The 20,335-nt window shown below is 69.3% G+C and carries 17 protein-coding genes; 7 read left to right on the top strand and 10 right to left on the bottom strand.

Annotation, left to right across the window (positions count from 1 at the left end):
* Positions 1–123: 123 nt before the first annotated feature.
* Positions 124–756, bottom strand: coding sequence for a class I SAM-dependent methyltransferase (locus ACFXI3_RS43265; protein ID WP_378407722.1), 633 nt, complete (start codon positions 754–756; stop codon positions 124–126).
* 58 nt (positions 757–814) lie between these two features.
* Between ACFXI3_RS43265 and ACFXI3_RS43260 the strand changes: the two genes are divergently transcribed.
* Positions 815–1,567 carry an SDR family oxidoreductase gene (locus tag ACFXI3_RS43260; protein WP_378407720.1) on the top strand — a complete coding sequence of 251 codons (753 nt, stop codon included), beginning with the start codon at positions 815–817 and terminating at the stop codon, positions 1,565–1,567.
* On the opposite strand, the gene ACFXI3_RS43255 is transcribed toward ACFXI3_RS43260, so the two are convergent.
* On the bottom strand, positions 1,551–2,582 hold the full coding sequence (locus tag ACFXI3_RS43255; protein WP_378407718.1) for an SDR family oxidoreductase: 1,032 nt from the start codon (positions 2,580–2,582) through the stop codon (positions 1,551–1,553). The two genes, ACFXI3_RS43260 and ACFXI3_RS43255, sit on opposite strands and share 17 nt — an antisense overlap.
* Positions 2,583–2,653: 71 nt before the next feature.
* Between ACFXI3_RS43255 and ACFXI3_RS43250 the strand changes: the two genes are divergently transcribed.
* The gene (locus ACFXI3_RS43250; RefSeq protein ID WP_378407716.1) at positions 2,654–3,532 is read left to right on the top strand and encodes a LysR substrate-binding domain-containing protein; all 879 of its coding nucleotides are present in this window, start codon (positions 2,654–2,656) and stop codon (positions 3,530–3,532) included.
* Here ACFXI3_RS43250 and ACFXI3_RS43245 read toward each other — a convergent pair.
* Positions 3,529–4,995 carry an ABC transporter substrate-binding protein gene (locus ACFXI3_RS43245; protein ID WP_378407714.1) on the bottom strand — a complete coding sequence of 489 codons (1,467 nt, stop codon included), beginning with the start codon at positions 4,993–4,995 and terminating at the stop codon, positions 3,529–3,531. The genes ACFXI3_RS43250 and ACFXI3_RS43245 overlap by 4 nt on opposite strands.
* A gap of 134 nt (positions 4,996–5,129) precedes the next feature.
* Here ACFXI3_RS43245 and ACFXI3_RS43240 point away from each other — a divergent pair, with 134 nt between their 5' ends.
* Entirely contained in the window at positions 5,130–6,428 is a 1,299-nt protein-coding gene (locus ACFXI3_RS43240) for an LVIVD repeat-containing protein (RefSeq protein WP_378407724.1), read from the top strand.
* A gap of 112 nt (positions 6,429–6,540) precedes the next feature.
* Here the strand turns inward: ACFXI3_RS43240 and ACFXI3_RS43235 are convergent, their stop codons facing one another.
* Positions 6,541–7,464 carry a TetR/AcrR family transcriptional regulator C-terminal domain-containing protein gene (locus tag ACFXI3_RS43235; protein ID WP_378407712.1) on the bottom strand — a complete coding sequence of 308 codons (924 nt, stop codon included), beginning with the start codon at positions 7,462–7,464 and terminating at the stop codon, positions 6,541–6,543.
* 118 nt (positions 7,465–7,582) lie between these two features.
* Between ACFXI3_RS43235 and ACFXI3_RS43230 the strand changes: the two genes are divergently transcribed.
* From ACFXI3_RS43230 to ACFXI3_RS43220, 3 genes are all read left to right on the top strand, one after another.
* Positions 7,583–8,644 carry an FAD-dependent oxidoreductase gene (locus ACFXI3_RS43230; RefSeq protein WP_378407710.1) on the top strand — a complete coding sequence of 354 codons (1,062 nt, stop codon included), beginning with the start codon at positions 7,583–7,585 and terminating at the stop codon, positions 8,642–8,644.
* A 101-nt stretch (positions 8,645–8,745) separates the two neighbouring features.
* Positions 8,746–9,708: an alpha/beta hydrolase fold domain-containing protein gene (locus tag ACFXI3_RS43225; protein WP_378407708.1), complete on the top strand. Its 963-nt coding sequence runs from the start codon at positions 8,746–8,748 to the stop codon at positions 9,706–9,708.
* A gap of 23 nt (positions 9,709–9,731) precedes the next feature.
* Positions 9,732–10,697 carry a helix-turn-helix domain-containing protein gene (locus ACFXI3_RS43220; protein WP_378407706.1) on the top strand — a complete coding sequence of 322 codons (966 nt, stop codon included), beginning with the start codon at positions 9,732–9,734 and terminating at the stop codon, positions 10,695–10,697.
* Here the strand turns inward: ACFXI3_RS43220 and ACFXI3_RS43215 are convergent, their stop codons facing one another.
* Positions 10,698–13,295, bottom strand: coding sequence for a bifunctional FO biosynthesis protein CofGH (locus ACFXI3_RS43215; protein ID WP_378407704.1), 2,598 nt, complete (start codon positions 13,293–13,295; stop codon positions 10,698–10,700).
* A gap of 144 nt (positions 13,296–13,439) precedes the next feature.
* Between ACFXI3_RS43215 and ACFXI3_RS43210 the strand changes: the two genes are divergently transcribed.
* Positions 13,440–15,029 (top strand): transposase, encoded by a 1,590-nt coding sequence (locus ACFXI3_RS43210; RefSeq protein WP_378407702.1) that lies wholly within the window; start codon positions 13,440–13,442, stop codon positions 15,027–15,029.
* Between the two features lie 200 nt (positions 15,030–15,229).
* On the opposite strand, the gene ACFXI3_RS43205 is transcribed toward ACFXI3_RS43210, so the two are convergent.
* The 5 genes from ACFXI3_RS43205 to ACFXI3_RS43185 form a co-directional block, all read right to left on the bottom strand.
* Positions 15,230–15,982 (bottom strand): SDR family NAD(P)-dependent oxidoreductase, encoded by a 753-nt coding sequence (locus ACFXI3_RS43205; protein WP_378407700.1) that lies wholly within the window; start codon positions 15,980–15,982, stop codon positions 15,230–15,232.
* Between the two features lie 8 nt (positions 15,983–15,990).
* Entirely contained in the window at positions 15,991–16,815 is an 825-nt protein-coding gene (locus ACFXI3_RS43200; protein WP_378407698.1) for an alpha/beta fold hydrolase, read from the bottom strand.
* Between the two features lie 67 nt (positions 16,816–16,882).
* Positions 16,883–18,001, bottom strand: a complete 1,119-nt coding sequence (locus ACFXI3_RS43195; RefSeq protein WP_378407696.1) for an epoxide hydrolase family protein — start codon at positions 17,999–18,001, stop codon at positions 16,883–16,885.
* Positions 17,994–19,214, bottom strand: coding sequence for an RNA polymerase sigma factor (locus tag ACFXI3_RS43190; RefSeq protein WP_378407694.1), 1,221 nt, complete (start codon positions 19,212–19,214; stop codon positions 17,994–17,996). The genes ACFXI3_RS43195 and ACFXI3_RS43190 overlap by 8 nt, the downstream gene beginning before the upstream one ends.
* Before the next feature lie 51 nt (positions 19,215–19,265).
* A complete protein-coding gene (locus ACFXI3_RS43185; protein WP_378407692.1) occupies positions 19,266–19,658 on the bottom strand; it encodes a YciI family protein in 393 nt (130 codons plus the stop codon).
* Positions 19,659–20,335: the final 677 nt, after the last annotated feature.

Raw genomic sequence — 20,335 nt, 5'->3', positions numbered from 1 at the left:
GGGCGGGTTCCCGACTGGGGTAGCGCGCTCAAAGGACAATGGTCCGTGAAGGGCTCCTTGAGGGAATCAGATTCCCTCAAGGAGCCCTTCACGGACTTCTGCGGAAGCGGGAACCCGCCCTTTTCAGCGTCCGGCGACCAGCAGATGGAACGCGCGCGGCCCGTCGCCGAGGCGATCGTGGCGGCGGAGTTCCAGCCCCGCGTCGGCGAGCGCCTTCTCGATCTCTTCCGGCGGGCGCAGCCGGAACCCGTGGCTGGTGAACGGCATCTCGCGCATCATCTCGGGATCTCCGAGGCCGACCACGAACCGGCCGCCGCCGGAGAGCACCCGCGCGACTTCCGCGAAGGCGGGCGCCAGATCGGGAATGAAGTAGACGGTGTTGACGGTCAGTGCCGCGTCGATCGTCCCGTCTTCCAGCGGAAGCTCGGCCATTCCGGCTTGGTGCAGCACCAGCCGTCCGGCGGCGAGGTTCTTCGGGAACGCCCGCCGCGCGCGGGCCAGCGCCGTTTCGGAGATTTCCGCGCCGTGGACGGTGCCGCCCTCGGTGGCCCGCAGCAGCAGGTCGAGACCCAGCCCACCGCCGAAACCGAGGTCCAGCGCGGTTTCGCCGCGCCGGATCTCCAGCGCGTCGACCGCTCCGGTGACCGGGCCGCGGTTGACGTTGTTGAGCAGCCGGACAACAGCCTGTCCGGCCCGGCCCCGCGGATGGCCCAGCTGCTTGGCGAAACCGGCGAGCAGAGTGTCACGTGGTCCCATGCACCCAGTGTGCCGCGATATGGCAACGTGCGGGCGAACGGACTTTTGAGGAGGCCGCGTGCAGGAGAAGACTGGGTCGGAGAAGACCGCTGTGGTCACCGGGGCAGGTTCCGGGCTGGGCCGCCGGATCGCCGAAGCCCTGCTCGGCGCCGGGTATCGGGTCGCGCTCGCCGGGCGTCGCGAGGACGCCCTGCGCGAGACGGCCGGATCGGACGCGAACGCGCTGGTCGTGTCCGCCGACGTCGCCGATCCCGCTTCGGTGGAGGCGCTTTTCTCGACGGTGCGCAGCGAGTGGGGCCGATTGGACCTGCTGGTGAACAACGCCGGAGTGTCGCTCGGCGGAACCATCGCCGATCTGTCCGTCGAGGACTGGCGGCGCACTGTCGACACGAACCTCACCGGCATGTTCCTGTGCGCGCAGCAGGCCGTGCGGTTGATGCGCGACCAGGATCCCCGTGGCGGCCGGATCATCAACAACGGCTCGATCTCCGCGCACGCGCCGCGTCCCGCGAGCATCGCCTACACCGCCACCAAGCACGCGGTCACCGGCCTCACCCGGTCGATTTCGCTCGACGGCCGCGCCTGGAATGTCGCGTGCGGACAGATCGACATCGGCAACGCGGCCACCGAGATGACCGAGCGGATGGCCGCGGGCATCCCGCAGGCCGACGGACGGCTCCTGGCCGAGCCGACCTTCGACGCGGGCCACGTCGCCGACGCGGTGCTCTACATGGCGGGGCTGCCGCTGGACGCCAACGTCCAGTTCCTCACCATCACCGCCACCACGATGCCGTTCATCGGCCGGGGATGACGTGGTCGCGGCGGAGCTCGTCGAACAACCGGTAGAACATCTGCTCAGTGTCCACATAGGAATGGAAACCGGCGCGGCGTGACTTCGACGTGTCCGCGAACATGTCGTAGTCCCACGAGAACACGAAGTCGCCGAAGGCCCACGAAGAGACGTCGGCGTACGAAGCGGTGAGACCGTGCTTCGCCGCCATCTCGGTCCACAGTGGTTCCTTGTCGGCCATCACCGTGGTCAGCGGCAGCTGTAGCGGCGGAGCGACTTCAAGGTCGAAGTACGCGGCTAGCTTCGGCCACAGCTCTCGCCAGCGGAAGAGGTCACCGTTGGCGATGTTGAACGCTTCGTTGCGGCTCGACGTCGCCGCCCACACTGTGCCTTCGGCGAGCAACTGTGCGTCAGTCATCTCCAGCAGGCTGTCGTACGCGCCGGGCTTGCCGGGAAACCGCAGCGGCAGGCCGAGTTCCTTCGAGATCGAGGCGTAGACCGCGATCACGAGCGCGAGGTTCATCGGGTTGCCCAGCGTCGTCCCGCCGACCACGGACGGCCGGATCGCCGACCACGACCAGCCCCCGGCTCCGGCCCGGCGTTCCAGGAACTTTTGCTGGTCCACGTTGAACTCCGGCGGCATGTGCTGTCCGGCGTCGGCCTCGCGGGCGGGAGTCTTGAACGGGCCGAGGTGCGCGCCGTAGACCTTGTAGCCCTGCATCAGGCTGACGTGCTCCAGCGGGCCTTCGTCGAGGCCGTTCACCAGGTTCTCCAGCATCGCCACGTTCGGCGGCACGAGTTCCGCCCACGTGGGCCGGTCTTGGTAGGCCGCGTAGAACAGGTGCGTCGCGCCGACGCCGGCCAGCGCCGCCCGGGTACCCGCCGGGTCGAGCAGGTCGACGGCCAGGCCGCCCGGCCCGCCGCGCCGGGAGAGCCCGAGCACCTCCCAGCCGTCGAGAGTCCGCAGGTGAGAGATGAGTTTCCGGCCGATGATCCCGTTGGCCCCGGCCACGAGGGCCACGCGTGTGCTGCTCATGTCTTCGATCCTGACCGCGCCGAGAAGATAAATCCAAGGCTTACTTCTCACGGCTTCGATAAACTGTGCTTATGACAAGTCTGCGGCAGCTCGAGTACCTGGTCACGGTGGTGGACACCGGTTCGTTCACCCGGGCCGCCGAGCAGCTGCACGTGACGCAGCCCGCGCTTTCGCACCAGATGCGGGCGCTGGAGCACAGCGTCGGCGGGCCGCTGCTGGAACGGCTGCCGCGCGCGGTCCGGCTCACGCCGATGGGCCGCGCGATGCTGCCGCACGCCCGCGCCGCGCTCGCCGACGCCGAACGCGCCCGGTGCGCCGCGCGACAGGCTTCTGGCCAAGTTGCCGGAGAGCTGCTGATCGCGACGGTCTACTCGGTGAGTCTCGGTGTGCTCCCGCCCGCGCTCCGGGTGTGGCGCCGCGAGCGGCCGGACGTCGACGTTCGGCTTTTCGAATACCGCCACGCCGACGAACTGCGCGACGCGATGCTGGCCGGAGAAGCGGACCTCGCGATCGGTCCGCGTCCAGCAGACTGGACAGGGCCGGTGCGGTCGCTGGGTACCGAGGAGTTCGTGGTGGTGCTCCCCGCCGACGGCGCAAGGGAGTCCACTTCGGACGGTACGGTCGAGTTGGCCGATCTTGCCGTCTGCGCCTGGGTGCATTACGCGCCTGGGCACGGCTTAGCGGAGCTTCTCGACACTGCCTGCGCGGAAGCGGGCTTCCGGCCGCGGCCTGCCGTGCGCACGGAGCAGACCGCCGCCGCACCGTTGCTCGCGGCGGCCGGATTGGGGCCCGCGCTGGTTCCGGCGAACGTGCTGCCCGCGGAGTTCAGCGGCCGGGTTTTGCGCCCTGGCAAGCCGATTCGACGCGAGTTGGTCGCTTATGGACGCAGCGAACCGGATCCGTTGACGGCGGCGTTCGGCGAGGTGCTGGCGCGGCACGCCCGGGTTTAGTCACGCAGCCGAGTCAGGTCGATTCCGGCGAACGGTGTCGTCACCGCGTCGTGGATCCGGGCGGACCAGACGGCGTGCCCGTGTCCAGTCCACAGTGGAATCGCTGGGAGGTCGCGAAGGGCTTCGTTCTCCGCGACCCGGAACAGCTGCGCGGATTCTTCCGGTGACGCGGTGGTTTCGGCGGAGTCGAGGTCGGCGGCGAATCCGGCATCGGTGTAACCGGCGGCGTCCGCGAGAGCGTGGAGGATGTCGGACGGGCTCGGCGACACCGCCTTGACCTCCAGCGCGGACGGCCCGGTCGGCTTGCCTCCGGTGGCTTTTCGCTGCGCGGTGACCGAGATTCCCAAGCTCTTCGACAAACCGTCGGCCAATGCCTGCGGCCACGTGCCGTCGAAGCTGTCGTAGTACACCGCGGCGTCGCCGGTGAATCCGGCTTGGTTCAACAGGGATTTGGCGGCTGGACCGTCGAAAGTGCACGGACGGCAGCTCCCGGACCGTTCGCCGGGCGCGACCGCGGGCGGCAGCAATCCTTTGGCCGCGTCCGCTTGGTGCGCGAGCGGTCCGGATTCCAGTGCGCCGCGGTCGGTGCCGAGTGCGAAGGCGTGCCGCACCGTCGGGTCGGCGAATCGTGTTGCTTCAGTGGAAAACACCAGGTAACCGGCGCGGGGGAGCGCCCACATCGCGTGCCGGTCGGCGAAATCGGCGTGCATCGCTTCGTGCCGGTCGCCGGGGACGGACGTGGCGACGTCGAGCTTGCCCTCCTTGACCTCGTCGTACTGCTCCGCCGGATTGCCGACGCGCAGATTGATCTCCTTGGCCCGCCCCGGATCCGCGGCGACCCGGACGAGCTTGCCGCCGGAGCCGGACTGCCAGTCTCCGTCCAGCCGCAGCGGTCCGTTGCCGATCGGATGGCGGGCGAACCCGTTCCAGTCGCGCGATTTCAGGACTGACGCGGGCAGCGGAACCAGGCCGGGCGCGGACAGCCACGCTGGCACCTGATTCGACGGCCGGTCGAGCACGATCCGCAGCTGCGCCGGGTCGACCGCGGTGATTTCCTTGGCCCGCAGCGACTTCGTGAGCACCGGGGTGCTGGCCCAGTGATGAACCGCGATCGCCTTCCAGGTGTCCACATAGGACTGAGCGGTGACCGGCGTGCCGTCGTGGAACTTCCCCGGCCGCAACCGCACCGTCCACGTCACGCGGTCCGCGCTGCTGATCGATTCGGCCGCGCGCGGGGTGGCTTTTCCGCTGGCCGGATCGTAATCGGCGAGCGGAGTCCACAGCGCGCCGGTGACGAGCCGGCCGGACGGATCGGTGACGTCGGCGGGCAACAGGGTGCCGGGTTCGCCGAGGCCGACCGAGACGACGCCGGGCTGGGCGGGTTCGGCCGACGACGAACAGCCGGCGAGACCGGCCGCGACGAGGGCGGCGAGCGTGAGCGGGACCAGCAGACGCGATCGCATGCTGACTTACTACCAGGTGGAAAGCCACTAAAGGCGGTTGTGTCCGGTTAGGGACCGTCTTAAAGTACTTCAGTCACACTGGGGTCTCCGGGAGGTTTCGCGTGCGCCGTTGGTGGTTTCGTTCCGGACTGGCGATGGCGACGGCGGCGGCGACACTGGTCGCCACGGGATTGCCCGCCGCGGCCTGCGAGGACGACAAGCCGGTCACCGAGGCGAAACACTCGCTGGGCGACCCGGGCGCGATCAAGGGCGTGCAGCCGGTCGGCAACGTGCCCGACGCGCAAGGAGCCATTTCGGCGAACTTCCTCAGCTACGGCAAACGCGACGTGATGGTCGTGTCCGGCCAGTTCGGCCTGAAGGTCTACGACCTCACGGACAATCCGGCGAAGCCGCGCGCGATCGGCGAGCTGAGCCTGCCCGGGCTGTGGGAGACCGAGGACACCGAGGTCGACGCGAAGCGCAAGCTCGTGTTCCTCTCCCGCGACCCGCGCGCGTTCAAGGGCAACACGCACACCGGCGAGTCCGGGATCTACGTGGTCGACGTCGCGCATCCGGAGAAGCCGGAAATCCTCAGCTACGTCAAGGTCCCGGCGGGCCACACCACCAGCTGCGTCGACGACTGCCGCTACCTCTGGACCGGCGGCCCGGCGAAGGCCGACAACCAGCCGGCGGACTGGGGCGGCCGGCCGATCTGGGTCACCGACGTGCGCAACCCGCGCAATCCGAAGGTGTACCCGGACCCGATCGAACTCGCCCGCAACGACGGCAAAACCGACTACGTGCACGACGTGCAGGTCGACAAGATGGGCGTCGCGTGGGTGTCCGGCGCGGGCGGCGTGCGCGGCTACTGGACGTCCGGTCTCCACCACGACCCGGTGCAGAACCGCTACCGCTGGGCGACCGCGCTCAAGCCGGTGCCGTACGCGGGCGGCGGGGTGTCGGAAACCGCTGCGCCGTCGAAGTTCATGCACAACAGCTTCCACCCGGTCGGCGCACGCGACGACGGCGCCTGGCGCGGTCATGACTTGGTGTACGCCACCGAGGAAAGCTTCCTCCCCGGCTGCGCGGGCGACGGCGTGCTGACGATTTCCTCGCTGGACGGCTCGTACCAGGGCGAAGGCTGGCGCTCCACGCCGGAGAAGCCGTTCCGGATGCGCAGTATCGGCACCTGGGGCGTCGCCGGGCAGGAAGGCAGCGACCCGGTGTCGGACGACTGCTCGGCGCACTATTTCGACATTCGCGGGCATGTGCTGGTGCAGTCGTTTTACGCGCAGGGGACCCGGTTCCTGGACGTGAGCGACCCGTCGAACCCGACGCAGATCGCGTACTTCCGGCCAGCGGACGCGGCTTCGTGGGCTCCGTACTGGCACGACGGGTACGCGTACGTGGCGGATAACAAGCGTGGGATCGACATTTTGAAGCTCACCGCTTAGCCGGGCAACGAGTTCGCCGAGAGCATTGCTGTGCGTCTGCCCTGAATGCGAAGACATCCAGTGCGGTGCCGCCCAGTACCTCGCCGAGCTCGGGGGATCAGGCGGATGCGGTTCACGCCAGGCTCCCGAAAACCTCGCCGCCAACCGGATAACGCACAGCCAGCCCGTCCAGCAGCGCCTGCAGCCCGATCTCGAAAACATGGTCCAGATCCAGGTCGTACCCCTCGGCGAGATCCCCCACCATCCGCGCCAGCACCGGATACCGCCCTGACCCGGTCAACGCCGCATACCCCCGCGCCTGCGTCTGCATCCACTCATCCTCGGTGATCCCCGTCGCGCCCATCGCGTGCCGCTCGCGTTCCAGATGGATCGCCGTGCCCTGAATATGGTTGTAGAACAACACATTCAGATCGCACAGATCAGCCGCGTTGAGCCCGAACACCGACAACGCGGCCAGCGCGCGTTCGTTGTGCGCGGCCAGATTCGGCAACGGCCACGGCCGGGTAAGCGGCACGAGATGCGCCAGCCAAGGATGTCGCCGGTGCACTGACCACAGCGTCCGCGCCGACAGCTCCAGCTGCGCCCGCCACCCCTCCGGTTCCCGGGCCGGATAACCGACTTCGCCGTAAACGTGGTCCGCCATCAGGAAAACCAGTTCGTCCTTTCCAGACAGATAGCGGTACGGAGCCATCGCCGGAACGCCCAGCCGCGCGGCCAGCCCGCGCATCGACAACGCCGCCACGCCCTCCGCGTCGGCGATCGCGATTGCCGCGCGCACCAACCGATCCCGGGTCAACACTGGCCGCTTTGGGTCGGCTGCGGTGTGCTGGCCAGCGACAATGTGACCTGATCGGGGTTCGGCGCGGATCACGCCTTCGCGACGCAGTACGTCGAGCGCTTTGGCCGCGGTGGCGTTCGCGACGCCATGCGCCGAAGCCAGCTGACGCGTCGAAGGCACCTTCGCGCCCGGCGGCAACTGCGAGATCTCCTCGCGGAGGGCAGCAGCGATGCGGAGGTACGGCGGTTCGGTCGGCATCCGGCGTCCTGTCTGTACTAGGTCAGCAGGGCAACTGTACTAGGTCAGTTTTGGCGGCAGAGTCCAGGTCACGGCAGGTTCATCAGGGTAATGATGCACCGTACTGAGGGGTGAGGACATGCCTGAAGCACTGGTTTGCGGCGCGGGAGTCGCGGGGTGCGCGTCGGCCTACTGGCTGCGTCGCAACGGCTACGACGTGACGGTCGTCGAGCGCGCGAACGGGCTGCGCAGCGGGGGTCAGGCGATTGACATCCGCGGCGTCGCGCTGGAGGTCATCGAGCGGATGGGCCTGGGGGAACAGGTCCGCGCGGCACGGACGCGGATGCGCGGGATGTCGATGCTCGACGCGTCCGGCAACGAGGTGTTCCGGTCGGAAGAGCGCACCTACAGCAGCGGCCGGCTCGACAGCGCGGACATCGAGATCCTCCGCGACGACCTGGTCGAGCTGCTGCACAACGCCGCCGACGTCGAGTACCGCTTCGGCGACGAGATCACCGCGCTCGACGCCGAGTCCGGCCGGGTCGAGTTCGCGAAGGCTGAGCCGCACACGTTCGACCTGATCGTCGGCGCGGACGGCGCGCACTCGGCGGTCCGGCGGCTCGCGTTCGGCCCGGAGGACCGGTACCGCCGCTACCTCGGGCAGTACCTGGCGATCTTCCCGGCAGCCAACACTGTCGGCCTCGAAGACTGGCAGATCTGGTTCCAGGGCGAGGGCGTCGGCGGCGCGGTCTACCCGGTGCCGGGCAACGAGGAGATCCGGGTGACGCTCGGCTTCGGCGAGCCGGAGTACCGCGAGATCCGGGACGTCGCGGAGCAGAAGAAGCTCGTCGCCGAACGCTTGCGCGAGGTCGGCGGCCCGGTGCCGGACCTGGTCAAAGCCATGGCGGACGCCGAGACCTTCTTCTTCGACGCCATGCTCCAGATCCACCTCGACCGCTGGACTACCGGCCGGGTCGCGCTAGTCGGCGACGCCGGGTACTGCGCGTCCGTGCTCTCCGGACAGGGCACGAGCCTCGCCCTGGTCGGCGCGTACCTCCTGGCGGACTCCGGAGAAGACTACGAGACCCGCATGCGCCCGTTCGTCGAGCTGAACCAGGCGCTGGCCACGGAAAACCCGGCGGGGCCCGCGTCCGAGGAATCCGTCGAGCGGGCGAAGAACGCGATCAGCCTGACCCGCTGACCCCGCCATCCGGCGGGAGATTCCCGCCGCCCGGCTGTCCGCTTCCGGCTCCCGGGCGGCGAGGATGAGGTTCAGCAACCGAGCCACTGGAGGCCCCCGCGATGACCGCCTACCCGCCGCTCCCGTTCGACCCCGAGCTCGCCGCCGCGCTCGAGGTGCTCGCGGCCGAGCGGCCGCCGATCAAGACGCTCGAGTCGATCCCGGCGGTGCGCGCGGCGGCGGCGACGCGGCAGATCTCGCTGGACGAGATCACCGCCGACGGTGCCCTCGAAGTGTCCGAAGTGGACGCCGAGGGGCCGCGCGGCCCGATCCCGCTGATCGTCGCGCGGCCGGCCGGGGCGGTCGACGTCCCGGTGCTCTATTGGCTGCACGGCGGCGGGATGATCATCGGCGGTCACAAGGGCGGCGACCTGCACTTCCTCAAGGAGTACGCGACCGAACTGGGCCTCGGCTTCGTCTGCGTCGACTATCGCGTCGCGCCCGAACACCCGCATCCGGCACCGGTCGAGGACTGCTACGCCGGCCTCGAATGGACGGTCAAGCACGCCGCCGAGTACGGCTTCGACGCCTCCCGTGTCGTGATCGGCGGGGCGAGTGCGGGCGGCGGTCTCGCGGCGGGAACGGCGCTGCTCGCCAGGGACCGAGGCGGCCCGGAACTGCTCGGCCAGCTGCTGGTGTACCCGATGCTCGACGACCGCAACGACTCTCCGTCGGCGATCCAGATGGCCGAGATGGGCAGCTGGGACCGCGCCGCGAACAACGTCGGCTGGACGGCGCTGCTTGGCGACGCGCGGGGCGGTCCGGACGTCTCGCCGTACGCCGCGCCCGCACGCGCCGAGGACCTGTCCGGCCTCCCGCCCGCATTCCTCGACGTCGGGAGCACCGAGACCTTCCGCGACGAGGTCATCGCTTACGCGAACCAGCTGTGGCTGGCCGGGGTGCAGGCGGAACTGCACGTCTGGCCCGGCGCCTTCCACGGCTTCGACGGCTCGGCCCCGCAGGCGGCGCTGTCGCAGCAGGCCCGCGCGGAGCGGACGCCGTGGCTCCGGCGGCTGCTCGGCTGAACCGGACAAGCGATGATGGACCGATGAGGGAGTTGGTCACGCATCTGAGCGCGCTCGATCCCGGCGCGGCCGAGACGGTCAAGGTCATCGCGTACTTCGACCGGCTGGTCGAGGGCCGCGCTGGGCTGGAGCCGATCGTGCGCGGGGCGGCGGTGCTGGCCGGTTGTCCCGCGCGGCTGGCCGACGACGAACGCCGGGTGCGCGTCCGCGTCGAACCGGACGGGCGCGTCGTGTCGTCGGCCGAACCGCCCGATCCGGAATGGCCGTCGGCTTCGGTGCGTCCGGACGGGCCGGTCGCGCTGTGGCTGGAACGGCCTGGTCCGGCGAGTCCGGTGGACGCCATGGTGCTGGAGCGCGCGTCCGCAGCGGCGCGGGCAGTGCTGGACCGCACACGCGGCCGAGTCGTCGATCCGGCGTCGGTCGAAGTGGTGCTCGATGCGTCGGCGGACGAGCGGACCCGGCTCCGCGCGGCACATCGCCTTGGGCTTGGTACGACCGCGAGGGCTGTCGTGGCCGACGCGGTACCGCTGGTCGTTCCTCCACAGTGGACTCCGCCGGAAGACGCGAGGGTCGGGCTGGGAACGGTGGTAAATCTGGTCGACCTGCCGGTCTCCGGCGAGCAAGCCCGGACGGCTTTCCGTTTCACCGCAACCGAAGAAGACCCCGGGCCGTCCGTTGTGGACTATGCCGACCTTGGCGGCCTGGCCGTGCTCGCCGACGCGGTCGGACCGGGCACCAAGCCGGTCGCGGACGTCACCAGCCTGGAGCACGCCCGCACGACGGCTCCGTGGGTCTTGCCCACGCTGGTCGCCGTAGCGGGCGCTCCGAGCCTGCGTGCCGCCGCGAACACGCTGGTAGTGCACCATTCGACCCTGCAGGAGCGCCTGGCCCACGCCGAACACCTACTCGGCTGGCCAGTGCGCGATCCCGCGGGCCGGTTGCGGTTGCAGCTGGCTATCGCCCTGTGGCGGCTGCACCGCACCGGTTGATCACGGCGTGAGCAGCGGCAGCAACGGCTTCCGCACCGCCGTCGCGACCCCGTCGGACTCGTTCGCCGCGGCGATTCGCTCGTCCGTCGGCGTTCCGTACGACGTGGTCCGCTGCCGCAGCGGACGCCCGAGCGGCTCGACCATCGCGCGCATGTCGCTGATCGTCTTGTACGACCCGTTCGCCGCGCCCGCCATCCGGCTGATCGTCTCCTCCATCAGCGTGCCGCCGATGTCGTTGACGCCGCCCTGCAGCACCGCCCGGCTGCCCTCCTCGCCGAGCTTCACCCAGGAACTCTGGATGTTGTCGAAGGTGCCGTGCAACAGCAGCCGCGACAGTGCGTGCACCGCCCGGTTCTCGCGCAGCGTCGTGCCCGCGCGGGCGAGCCCGGCCAGGTAGATCGGCGAGCTCTGGTGGATGAACGGCAGCAGCACGAACTCGCTGAACCCGCGCCGCCCGTTGCGTTCCACGCCCTCGCGCTGCAGTTTGGCCAGCAGCTTCAGGTGCCCGACCCAGTGGCTCGGGTTGTCCACGTGGCCGTACATCATCGTCGCCGTGGTCGGCAGCCCGACGTCGTGCGCGGTGGTGACCACCTCGATCCACGCGTCCGTCGGCAGCTTGCCCTTGGTGAGCACCCACCGGACGTCGTCGTCGAGGATTTCCGCCGCGGTGCCCGGCAGCGAGTCCACTCCGGACTCCTTCGCGCGCACCAGCCAGTCGCGAATGGACAGATTCGTCCGCGACGCGCCGTTCACGACCTCCATCGGGCTGAACGAGTGCAGGTGCATGTCCGGCTGCCGCCGCTTCACCTCGGCCGCCAGGTCGAAGTACGCGGTGCCCGGCAGGTCCGGATGGATCCCGCCCTGCATGCAGATCTCGGTCGCGCCCGCGGCCCACGCCTCGTCGACGCGGTCGCCGACCTGCTCCAGCGAGAGCGTGTACGCGTCGGCGTCGGTCTTTCGCTGCGCGAAGGCGCAGAAGCGGCAACCGGTGTAGCAGACGTTGGTGAAGTTGATGTTCCGCGTGACGACGAAGGTGATGTCGTCCCCGACGACCTCGCGTCGCAGGTCGTCGGCCAGTTTCGTGAGTGCGTCCAGCTCCGGCCCGTCGGCGTGCAGCAGGGCCAGCGCGGCGTCGTCGGAGAGCCCGGCGGGGTCTTTTTCCGCGCTGCGCAACGCATCCCGGATGTCGGTGTTGAACCGCTGCGGCCCGGTCTTGATCTTCCGGCCGATTTCTTTCCAGTCGCCGTAGACCGAATCGAAGTCGCCTCGCCGGTCCTCGGTGCGGCCGGTCGTGTCGATCTCGGTGTGCAGGTCGGTGCGGCCGGATTCCTGCCAGCCGCCGTCCGGCTCCTGCCACGGGATACCGACCGGCATCGCGCCTTCGCGGGCGAGCCCGGTTTCCCCGTCGACCAGTGCCGCGACGTGCCGCGTGACGCGCGGGTCGAGCCACGGCTGGCCGCGCTTCACGTACTCCGGGTAGATGGTCAGCCGCTCGCGCAGGGCGTACCCGGCCTTCTCGGTCTGGCGGGCGAGCAGGTCGATCTGCGGCCACGCGCGTTCGGGGTTCACATGGTCCGGCGTGAGCGGCGAGACGCCGCCCCAGTCGTCGATGCCCGCGCGGATCATCAGGTCGTACTGGTCGCCGATGAGGTTCGGCGGCGCCTGGATGCGCATCCGCGGGCCCAGCACCAGCCGGGCGACGGCGATGTTCGCGGCCAGTTCTTCGAGGTCGGCGTCCGGGGTCGCGCGCATCTTCGTGTCCGGCTTGGCCCGGAAGTTCTGCACGATGACTTCCTGGATGCCGCCGTACTCGCGCGCCGTCTTGCGGATCGCGAACAGCGCGTCGGCGCGTTCCTCGTGCGTCTCGCCGATCCCGATCAGCACGCCGGTGGTGAACGGGACCGAGCTGCGCCCCGCGTCCTCCAGCACGCGCAGCCGGACCTCGGGATCCTTGTCCGGCGAACCGTAGTGCGGCCCGCCCTTCTCGCTCCACAGCCGGCGCGCGGTGGTCTCCAGCATCATGCCCATCGACGGCGCGACCGGCTTGAGCCGCTGGAAGTCCTGCCAGGACATGACACCGGGGTTGAGGTGCGGCAGCAGACCGGTCTCCTCGAGCACCCGGATCGCCATCGCGCGGACGTAGGACAGCGTGTCGTCGTAGCCGTGCGCGTCCAGCCAGTCGCGCGCGGCCTTCCATCGGTCCTCCGGCCGGTCGCCGAGGGTGAACAGGGCTTCCTTACAGCCCATCTCGGCGCCCTTGCGAGCGATGTCGAGCACCTCGTCCGGGGACAGGAACGGCGATTCGAGCCTGCCGGGGACGGTGACGAACGTGCAGTAGCCGCACCGGTCCCGGCACAGCCGGGTGAGCGGGATGAACACCTTGCGGCTGTAGGTGATGATCCCCGCGCGACCGGCTTCTTCGAGGCCCGCGTCGCGGATGCGGGAGGCGTGGTCGGACAAAGTCTTGAGGTCGTCGCCGCGGGCGTGCAGCAGCACGGCCGCCTCGGCGACGTCGAGCGTCTTCCCGTCTCGCGCCCGGGCGAGCGCACGGCGCATGGCCGACGGGGTGGGCGTGGTCACGCCAGCTTCGGGCTCCATTCCCGCCACGCTAGGACCCGGCCGCCGCGACCAGCCAGCTCTTAGCCCGCCACGGCGCGCGCGACCGGTCCAGGGTGATCATTAGCGCAGGTTGCGGGCTTGTGGACGGTCGCCCGCGCCGGTATTACCTAAAGGGTGGCGTCAGTGATCGGGAAGCGCATCGGCGGGCGGACGTACTACTACCTCGCCGAGTCGGCGCGCGTCGACGGCAAGCCGCGCGTGGTCGGCCAGCGGTATCTCGGGACGGCCGAGGACATCGCCGCGGCGGTGGCCGGCGGGGGTCCGGAGGCGGCTGGCGCGCGGCATCGGTCGTTCGGGGATGTTTCCGCCGTGTGGGGGACGTTGCAGCGGCTCGATCTTGTTCGGCGGGTGGACTCCGTGGCGGGGCCGCAGCGTGCTCGGCCGACGCTCGGTCTCCACGTCGCGCTTGCCGTGTTGCATCGGGCTACCGCACCGGAGACGGAGTTCGAGGAGTGGTGGACCGGGTGTCTGGCGCAGGATCTTGTCCGGCCTCGGCCGGCTAAGGGGTCGATTACGACGGCCAGTCATTGGCGGGCGTTGCAGCGGCTGACCCCGGAGCGGATCGCGGCTGTGGAAACCGTTGTCGCCGAAGCGGTTCTGGAACTGCTGGGCGACGACGGCACAGAGGCGCTGGCGGTCGACGTCGCGCAGTTCGCCGCGTTTACCGCTGCGGATTGCACGCTGCCGTCGGCTTGCCAGGACGTGCTTGCCGGGTTGGGGCTGGTCGTCACGCGGGATGGGGCGATTCCGTTGGCTTCTCGGGTTTATCGGCGGGAGAAGGCTCCTACGTTTGGCGCGCTGGCCGTCGAGTTGGGGGAGCGGCACACGTTGGTCTTCCACTCCGGCCAGGCCGCGCAGCTCGACCTCGGCGCGCGGACCGGGTTTGTCGGGTCGCTTCCGTTGGCGGATCATCCGGAGTTGCTCGCGCGGCCTGCGTCGGTGCGACGACGGGTGGATCCGGAGCGGTTTGCCGGGCTGACTGCGTTCGACACTGTGGCGACTGTGGACGGTGCCCGCCGACGCGTCATCCTCCTCCACTCCGCGACGCTGCACGCGGCGCAGTATCGGGCGTTCACCAGTGAATTGAGCACTACGGTGCGGGAGCTTGACGGGTTAGCGGCTGCGCTTGAGGCCGGTACTCATCGGGGGGACCGGACTCAGGTGCACGCCGAGATGTCCCGGATCATTCGGGGGCGGCGGGTGGAGCGGGTGTTGAATACTGCTCTTACTGGCAATCGTGCTGGGGAGTTGCGGTTGGAGCGGCGGGTTGACGATGCCGCGGTCGCTCGGTTGGCGGAGGAGTTCTTCGGGAAGCAGATTTTGGTTACTGATCGGGATTGGCCCGTTGCTGAGGTGGTCACCGCTTATCGGGCTCGGACTTATCTTGAGTCGACGTTTCGGTGGTTGACCGGGTCTGCGGTGGCTGGGCCTTCGCCTCGGTGGGAGTGGACTTCGCATCGGATTTCGGTGCATGCGTTGGTGTCTGTGCTCGCTGCGACGGTTACGCACCTGATGCGGCGGGAGGCGGATCGGGCTGGGATGAACCTTTCGGTGGCTGAGTTGCTGGATCAGTTGCGGGGGATTGGGGAGACCTTGCTGCGGCATCGGTCTACTGGGGGGCGGCCGCGGACTCGGCGGATTTTGTCTGATCGGACTGGGCGGCAGCAGGCGTTGTTTGAGTTGTTTGGGTTGGAGAGGTTTGCGCCTGGGTGATTCTGCTCGTCGCCTGGCGGCGACATTGCCCCCTGAGTGGGGGCCACCACCCCGAAGTTTTATTGTGCTGACGGTTCGGGGGTGCTTGTCAAGGCGGGAAAGATGCCTTGACAAGCACCCCCGAACCGCAGAGGAGGCTTCGTATCGGGGTTGGGGGCGGTGTGGGTGCCTCGATCGTTGGGTGCGTCGGCTGCGGTTGGTCAGTTTTCGCGGTCGATGTTCAGGGCGGAGAAGGTTTGTACTACTGGCATTAGTTCGATGACGTTGATGTTCACGTGTTTTGGCTGGGAGCTTGCCCAGAAGACTGATTCGGCGACGTCGTCTGCGGTCAGGGGGGTGGTGCCGGCGTAGACGCCTGCTGCCTTGTCCTGGTCGCCGCCGAAGCGGACGGTGGAGAATTCTGTGCCGCCTACCAGGCCTGGTTCGACGTTCGTTACGCGGACACCGGTGCCGCGCAGGTCGGAGCGCAGGTTGAGGCTGAACTGGTGGACGAAGGCCTTGGTCGCGCCGTAGACGTTCGCGCCGGGGTAGGCGTAGCTGCCTGCTACGGAGCCGATGTTGATTACGTGGCCGGCGCCGCGTTCGACCATGCCGGGCAGTACCGCGCGGGTCAGGTGGACGAGGCCGGTCACGTTGGTTTCGATCATCTGGTCCCAGTCGTCCAGTTTTGCCTCGTGCGCGGGTTCGAGACCTTTCGCGAGGCCGGCGTTGTTGACCAGGATGTCGATCTTCGCCCACTCCTCGGGCAGCCCTGCGACGACGTCCGCGACTGCGGCCGCGTCACGGACGTCCAGCACCAGCGGGTAAACCGCGTCGCCGAGTTCGTCCGCGAGGGTCTTCAGCCGGTCGCCGGTGCGGGCTGCGGCGACGACCCGCGCGCCTTCCGCTGCGAACCGGCGCGTGATCGCGGCACCGAATCCGGCGCTCGCGCCGGTCACCAATACGGTCTTCATGGAGTGCGTCACCGTTCTTCTGCGTGGTCCGGCCGGACCTGGTCCAGGAAGCGGCCGAACACGTCGTTGAACTCGGCCGCGAGTTCCAGGTTAGGCAGGTGTCCCGCGCCGTCGAGCACCGCCAGCTCCGAGCCGGCTACGAGGCGGTGCAGCAGCTGCGCGTCGGCGACCGGCGTGAACTCGTCCTCGCTGCCGACGGCGACCAGCGTCGGCACGCTGACCTGCTTGAGGGAATCGCGGTAGTCCGGTCGCTTCGCCCGGGCTCGGAGCGCTGCCGCCGCGCCGGTCGCCGGTGCGTCGCGCATCATCTTTCGGACGTGTGCGGCCACTTCGGTCTTTGAGCTGAGCGTGCCGGGCGACACCATCTTCGGCAGCAGCTCGTCGGCGTACGCGGTCATGCCTTCCGCGAGCACCCGGTCCGCGGCCTGGTTGCGGACCACCTTTCCTTCGGCGGTTTCGGGCTCGGCGAACGTGTCGGCGAGCAGCAGGGCGGCGATCCGCTCCGGGTAGTCCCGGACGGTCTGCATCACGATCTGCCCGCCCATCGACAGCCCGCCCAGCACGAAGCGGCCCAGACCGAGGTGATCCGCCAGCCCGATCAGATCCTCGGCGAAGTCCTCGAGCCCGCTGACCGCCGGACCGGTGCTGTCGCCGTATCCCCGCAGGTCAGGCACCACGACGCGGTGGCCGTTCCGCGCGAGGTGCTCAGCCTGCGGACCCCACATGGACCGGTCGAACGGGTGCCCGTGCACGAGAAGCACCGGGATCTTCGGCTGCGGACCCAGGTCGTCGTAGGCGATCCGGGCGCCGGAGGGGAGAAGAACTGTCTGCATGTCCCCGACGCTAATCGGGGCGATTTCTCAGTGCAATAAGGTGCAATGTAGTCGGAGCAATGTTCTTTTAGCGCAGTTTCGCGAAGAACTGCCGGACGTCGCCCGCCCACAGGTCCGGCACCTCCTGCGCCGCGTAGTGACCGCCGCGGTCGTACTCGTTCCAGGACACCAGGTTCCGGTGATGTTCGGTGAACACCCGGATCGACGGCAGGTCGCCGGGGAACTGCGCGACCCCGAGCGGTACGGGATTGCGGCCTTCGGCGGGCGTCTCGCGGGCGTCGTCGGCATAGATCCGGATGGCCGAACCGGCGGTGCCGGTCAGCCAGTGGATCGTGACGTGGGTGAGGATGCCGTCGGCGTCGAGGCCGTGGTCGTGCATCGCCTGCGCGTTCCAGCCGAGCAGGCCGACGGGCGAGTCGGACAGCGCGTGCGCGAGGGTCTGCGGCTGCTGTGCCTGGACGACGCCGTAGGAAGCTTCGTGGGCGATGTAGTGGTGGAACGCGTCCCACGCGGCTTTGTCCTTTTCGGACAGGTTGGCAATCCACTGTGGATCGTCGTCCGGCGGCGGGTCCCAGGTCTGCGTCACGTGCGCGCCGATCACCTGCTCCGGCGCGATCCGGCCGACTTCCGGCGCGATCCCCGAACCCCAGTCGTTGCCCGCCGTCCCGTAGCGCTCGTAGCCGAGCCGGCGCATCAACTCCGCCCACGCTCGTGCGATCCGCCGCGGACCCCAACCGGTGTCGGCCGTCGGTCCGGAGAATCCGAACCCCGGCAGCGACGGAAGCACGACGTCGAACGCGATCGAGGGATCAAGCCCGTGCGCGCGGGGGTTGCTCAACGGCCCGATCGCGGCCAGATACTCCGCGGCCGATCCGGGCCAGCCGTGGCTGAGGATCAACGGGATCGCGTCCGGCTCCGGGGAACGGGCGTGCAGGAAGTGGACTGTGCTGCCGTCGATCGTCGTCGTGAACTGCGGATACTCGTTGAACCGCCGTTCCCAAGCCCGCCAGTCGTAGCGATTCCGCCAGTGCTCGGCCAGCTCGCGCACCCGGCCGACGCTGACGCCGTACCCGCGGTCACCGCCGACCGGTTCGGGTGCCCACTTCGTCCGGTCGAGCCGCTCCCGCAGATCGACCAGGTCCGCTTCCGGGATCTCGAGCCGATACGGCCGGATCTCGTCAGTCATGTCCAGCTCCTTCGGGGAGCCGCCGGGCGCAGGCGTTGAGATACCGCACCTGGCGGATGTTGGTGGCGAGTTCGGCCGCGCGCAGGTACTCGCTCCGAGCCGCTTCGCGGTCGCCCGCCATTTCCAGAAGATGTGCCCGCGCCGCGTGAAACCGCCGGTCGCGGTTGTCCAGCTCGGCGAGCAGTTCGAGCCCCGCTGCCGGCCCGTCCGCCATCCCGGCCGCGACGGCGTGGCTCACCTTCGCGACCGGACTCGCCGAAACCTCGAGCAGCAGCCGGTAAAGCCCGACGATCTGCCGCCAGTCGGTCTCTTCCGCGGTGGCCGCCTCGTCATGGACCGCCGCGATCGCCGCCTGCAGCTGGTACGGCCCGACCGGCCCGCGCGGCAACGCCGCCGTCACCAGCTCCACCCCGCGCCGGATCGAGCCGGCCTTCCACCGCGACCGGTCCTGTTCGTGCAGGGGAACCAGCTCACCGTGCTCGGTGACTCGTGCCGGCGACCGGGCGTCCGTCAGCAGCATCAACGCGAGCAGCCCTGCGGCCTCACTGTCGTCGGGCAGCAGCGCGGCGGTCATTTCCGCCAGCCGGATCGCCTCCGCGACCAGATCGCCGCGGTGCAAATCCGGCCCGGACGTCGCTGAGTAGCCCTCGGTGAAAATCAGGTAGAGGACGTGCAGGACTGCCGCGAGCCGCTTGCGCCGCGCCTCCTCCGGGGGCAACCGGAACGGGACGCCGCTGTCCTGGATGGTCCGCTTGGCCCGGGAGATCCGGCGGGTCATCGAGTCCTCGGAGGTGAGGAACGCCCGCGCGATCTCCGCCGTCGTGAGCCCGCCGACAGCCCGCAGCGTGAGCGCGATCTGCGACGCCGTCGACAGCGACGGATGGCAGCAGAGCAGGAGCAGGATCAACGTGTCGTCGGCGTCGCCTTGATGTTCGCCGACCTCCTCGCGGGCTGCTCGGACCTCCCGCTCCCGCCTCGCCTGCTCCGCGCGGAGGAGATCGATCAGCTTCCGGCTCGCGACCTGCAGCAACCAGCCGAAGGGGCGCTCGGGGATGCCTGTCTCCGGCCATTGCCGGGAGGCTTTGAGCAGGGCTTCCTGGACGGCGTCCTCGGCCGGGTCGAACCGTCCGTAGCGGCGGACCAGCGCGCCCAGCACCTGCGGCGCGAGGGTGCGCAGGGTGTCGTTGACCGTGGCCCCGGATTCGTCGGTCATCTCTGCCGCCTTGGTCTGTCGGTTCCGCCTGGACCCGGCTGAGTTGCCAGGTCAGAGCTCGTTTTCGGCTCCCATCACCGGCCGGACCACCACTCCGGCCTCGGACAACCGGCCCGGCGCCGTGAGCAGCCCCGCCGCGATGTCGGTCGCCCGGTCGAAACTGGCGCAGTCGACCATCCAGTACCCGGCGATCACCTCCTCGGTCTCGCCGAACGGCCCGTCGGTGACGACCGGAACCCCGTCCCGCAGGTCGAGGCGACGGGCCAGCAGCGGAGCGGTGAGCCCCTGCGTCTCGACCAGCTCTCCCGATTCGGCCAGCGCCCCGGTGAACCCGACGAGGAACTCCTCGACCGCCGCCAGTTCCGCGGGGGCAGCGGTGCCGTCCTTGCCGCCGAGGCGGTCGTAGTCCTGCTGGTTGCCGTACGCCAGGATCAGGTACTTCATCGGGTGCTCCCTCTCGTTCGTCTGTGCTCTGGCGACCGGCGCTTGGCCGCCAGTCGGGGAAAGAACGAAGCTGACTGCTCCGGACCGGACATCGCCTCCACGTCTGTTCGGGTGACCTGGGTCATGCGTCGGTCTATCCGGGACCGACTTGGCGACCAGGATGCCTCCGGCGGAACGGTCTCGCTGGCGCTTCGGTCGCCTTCCCTCTGCTTCCGGCCTTGCGCGCGGCTTCTCCGCCGTGGCGGCGTCGTGCTGCTGCTTGCCCTGCCTCGACGCCGTACTCGGCCGCGGCCTGTCCGCCGGCGTGCGGTAGGTCGATCTCCGTCCACCGCCGCGCTCGATGCTTCGTTTGCCAGTCGCCCGGTCCGGATCGGGGAGCGCTATTCGCCGATAGCGCGCCACCCGTTCCTTCGGATTGCGGCATCCGCGAGCCGATAAGCCACCGGATTCGGCCGGGACCGGGGCCGCCGACTCGCGGCCGCTCGGGTCTCCAGAGGGGCCGCAAGGGCCTATTCGGCCGGTTGACCTGCGAAGATCGTATTAAGGTACCCCCCTGTTTAGGGCTGTTTTGAGCCGTGTAATGTTCTCCAAGTCGCCAGGGAAACCGGGTGGCCGCCGGGACACGAACCAAGCTCTCGCCTCTAGGGTGATTGAGTGGGTGTCCCACCAAAAACTGC

Source organism: Amycolatopsis sp. NPDC059235, assembly GCF_042754125.1.
GTDB classification, from domain to species: domain Bacteria; phylum Actinomycetota; class Actinomycetes; order Mycobacteriales; family Pseudonocardiaceae; genus Amycolatopsis; species Amycolatopsis albidoflava.
Note: the sequence above shows the minus strand (reverse complement) of the source record. Positions and strands in the feature narration are given on the sequence as shown.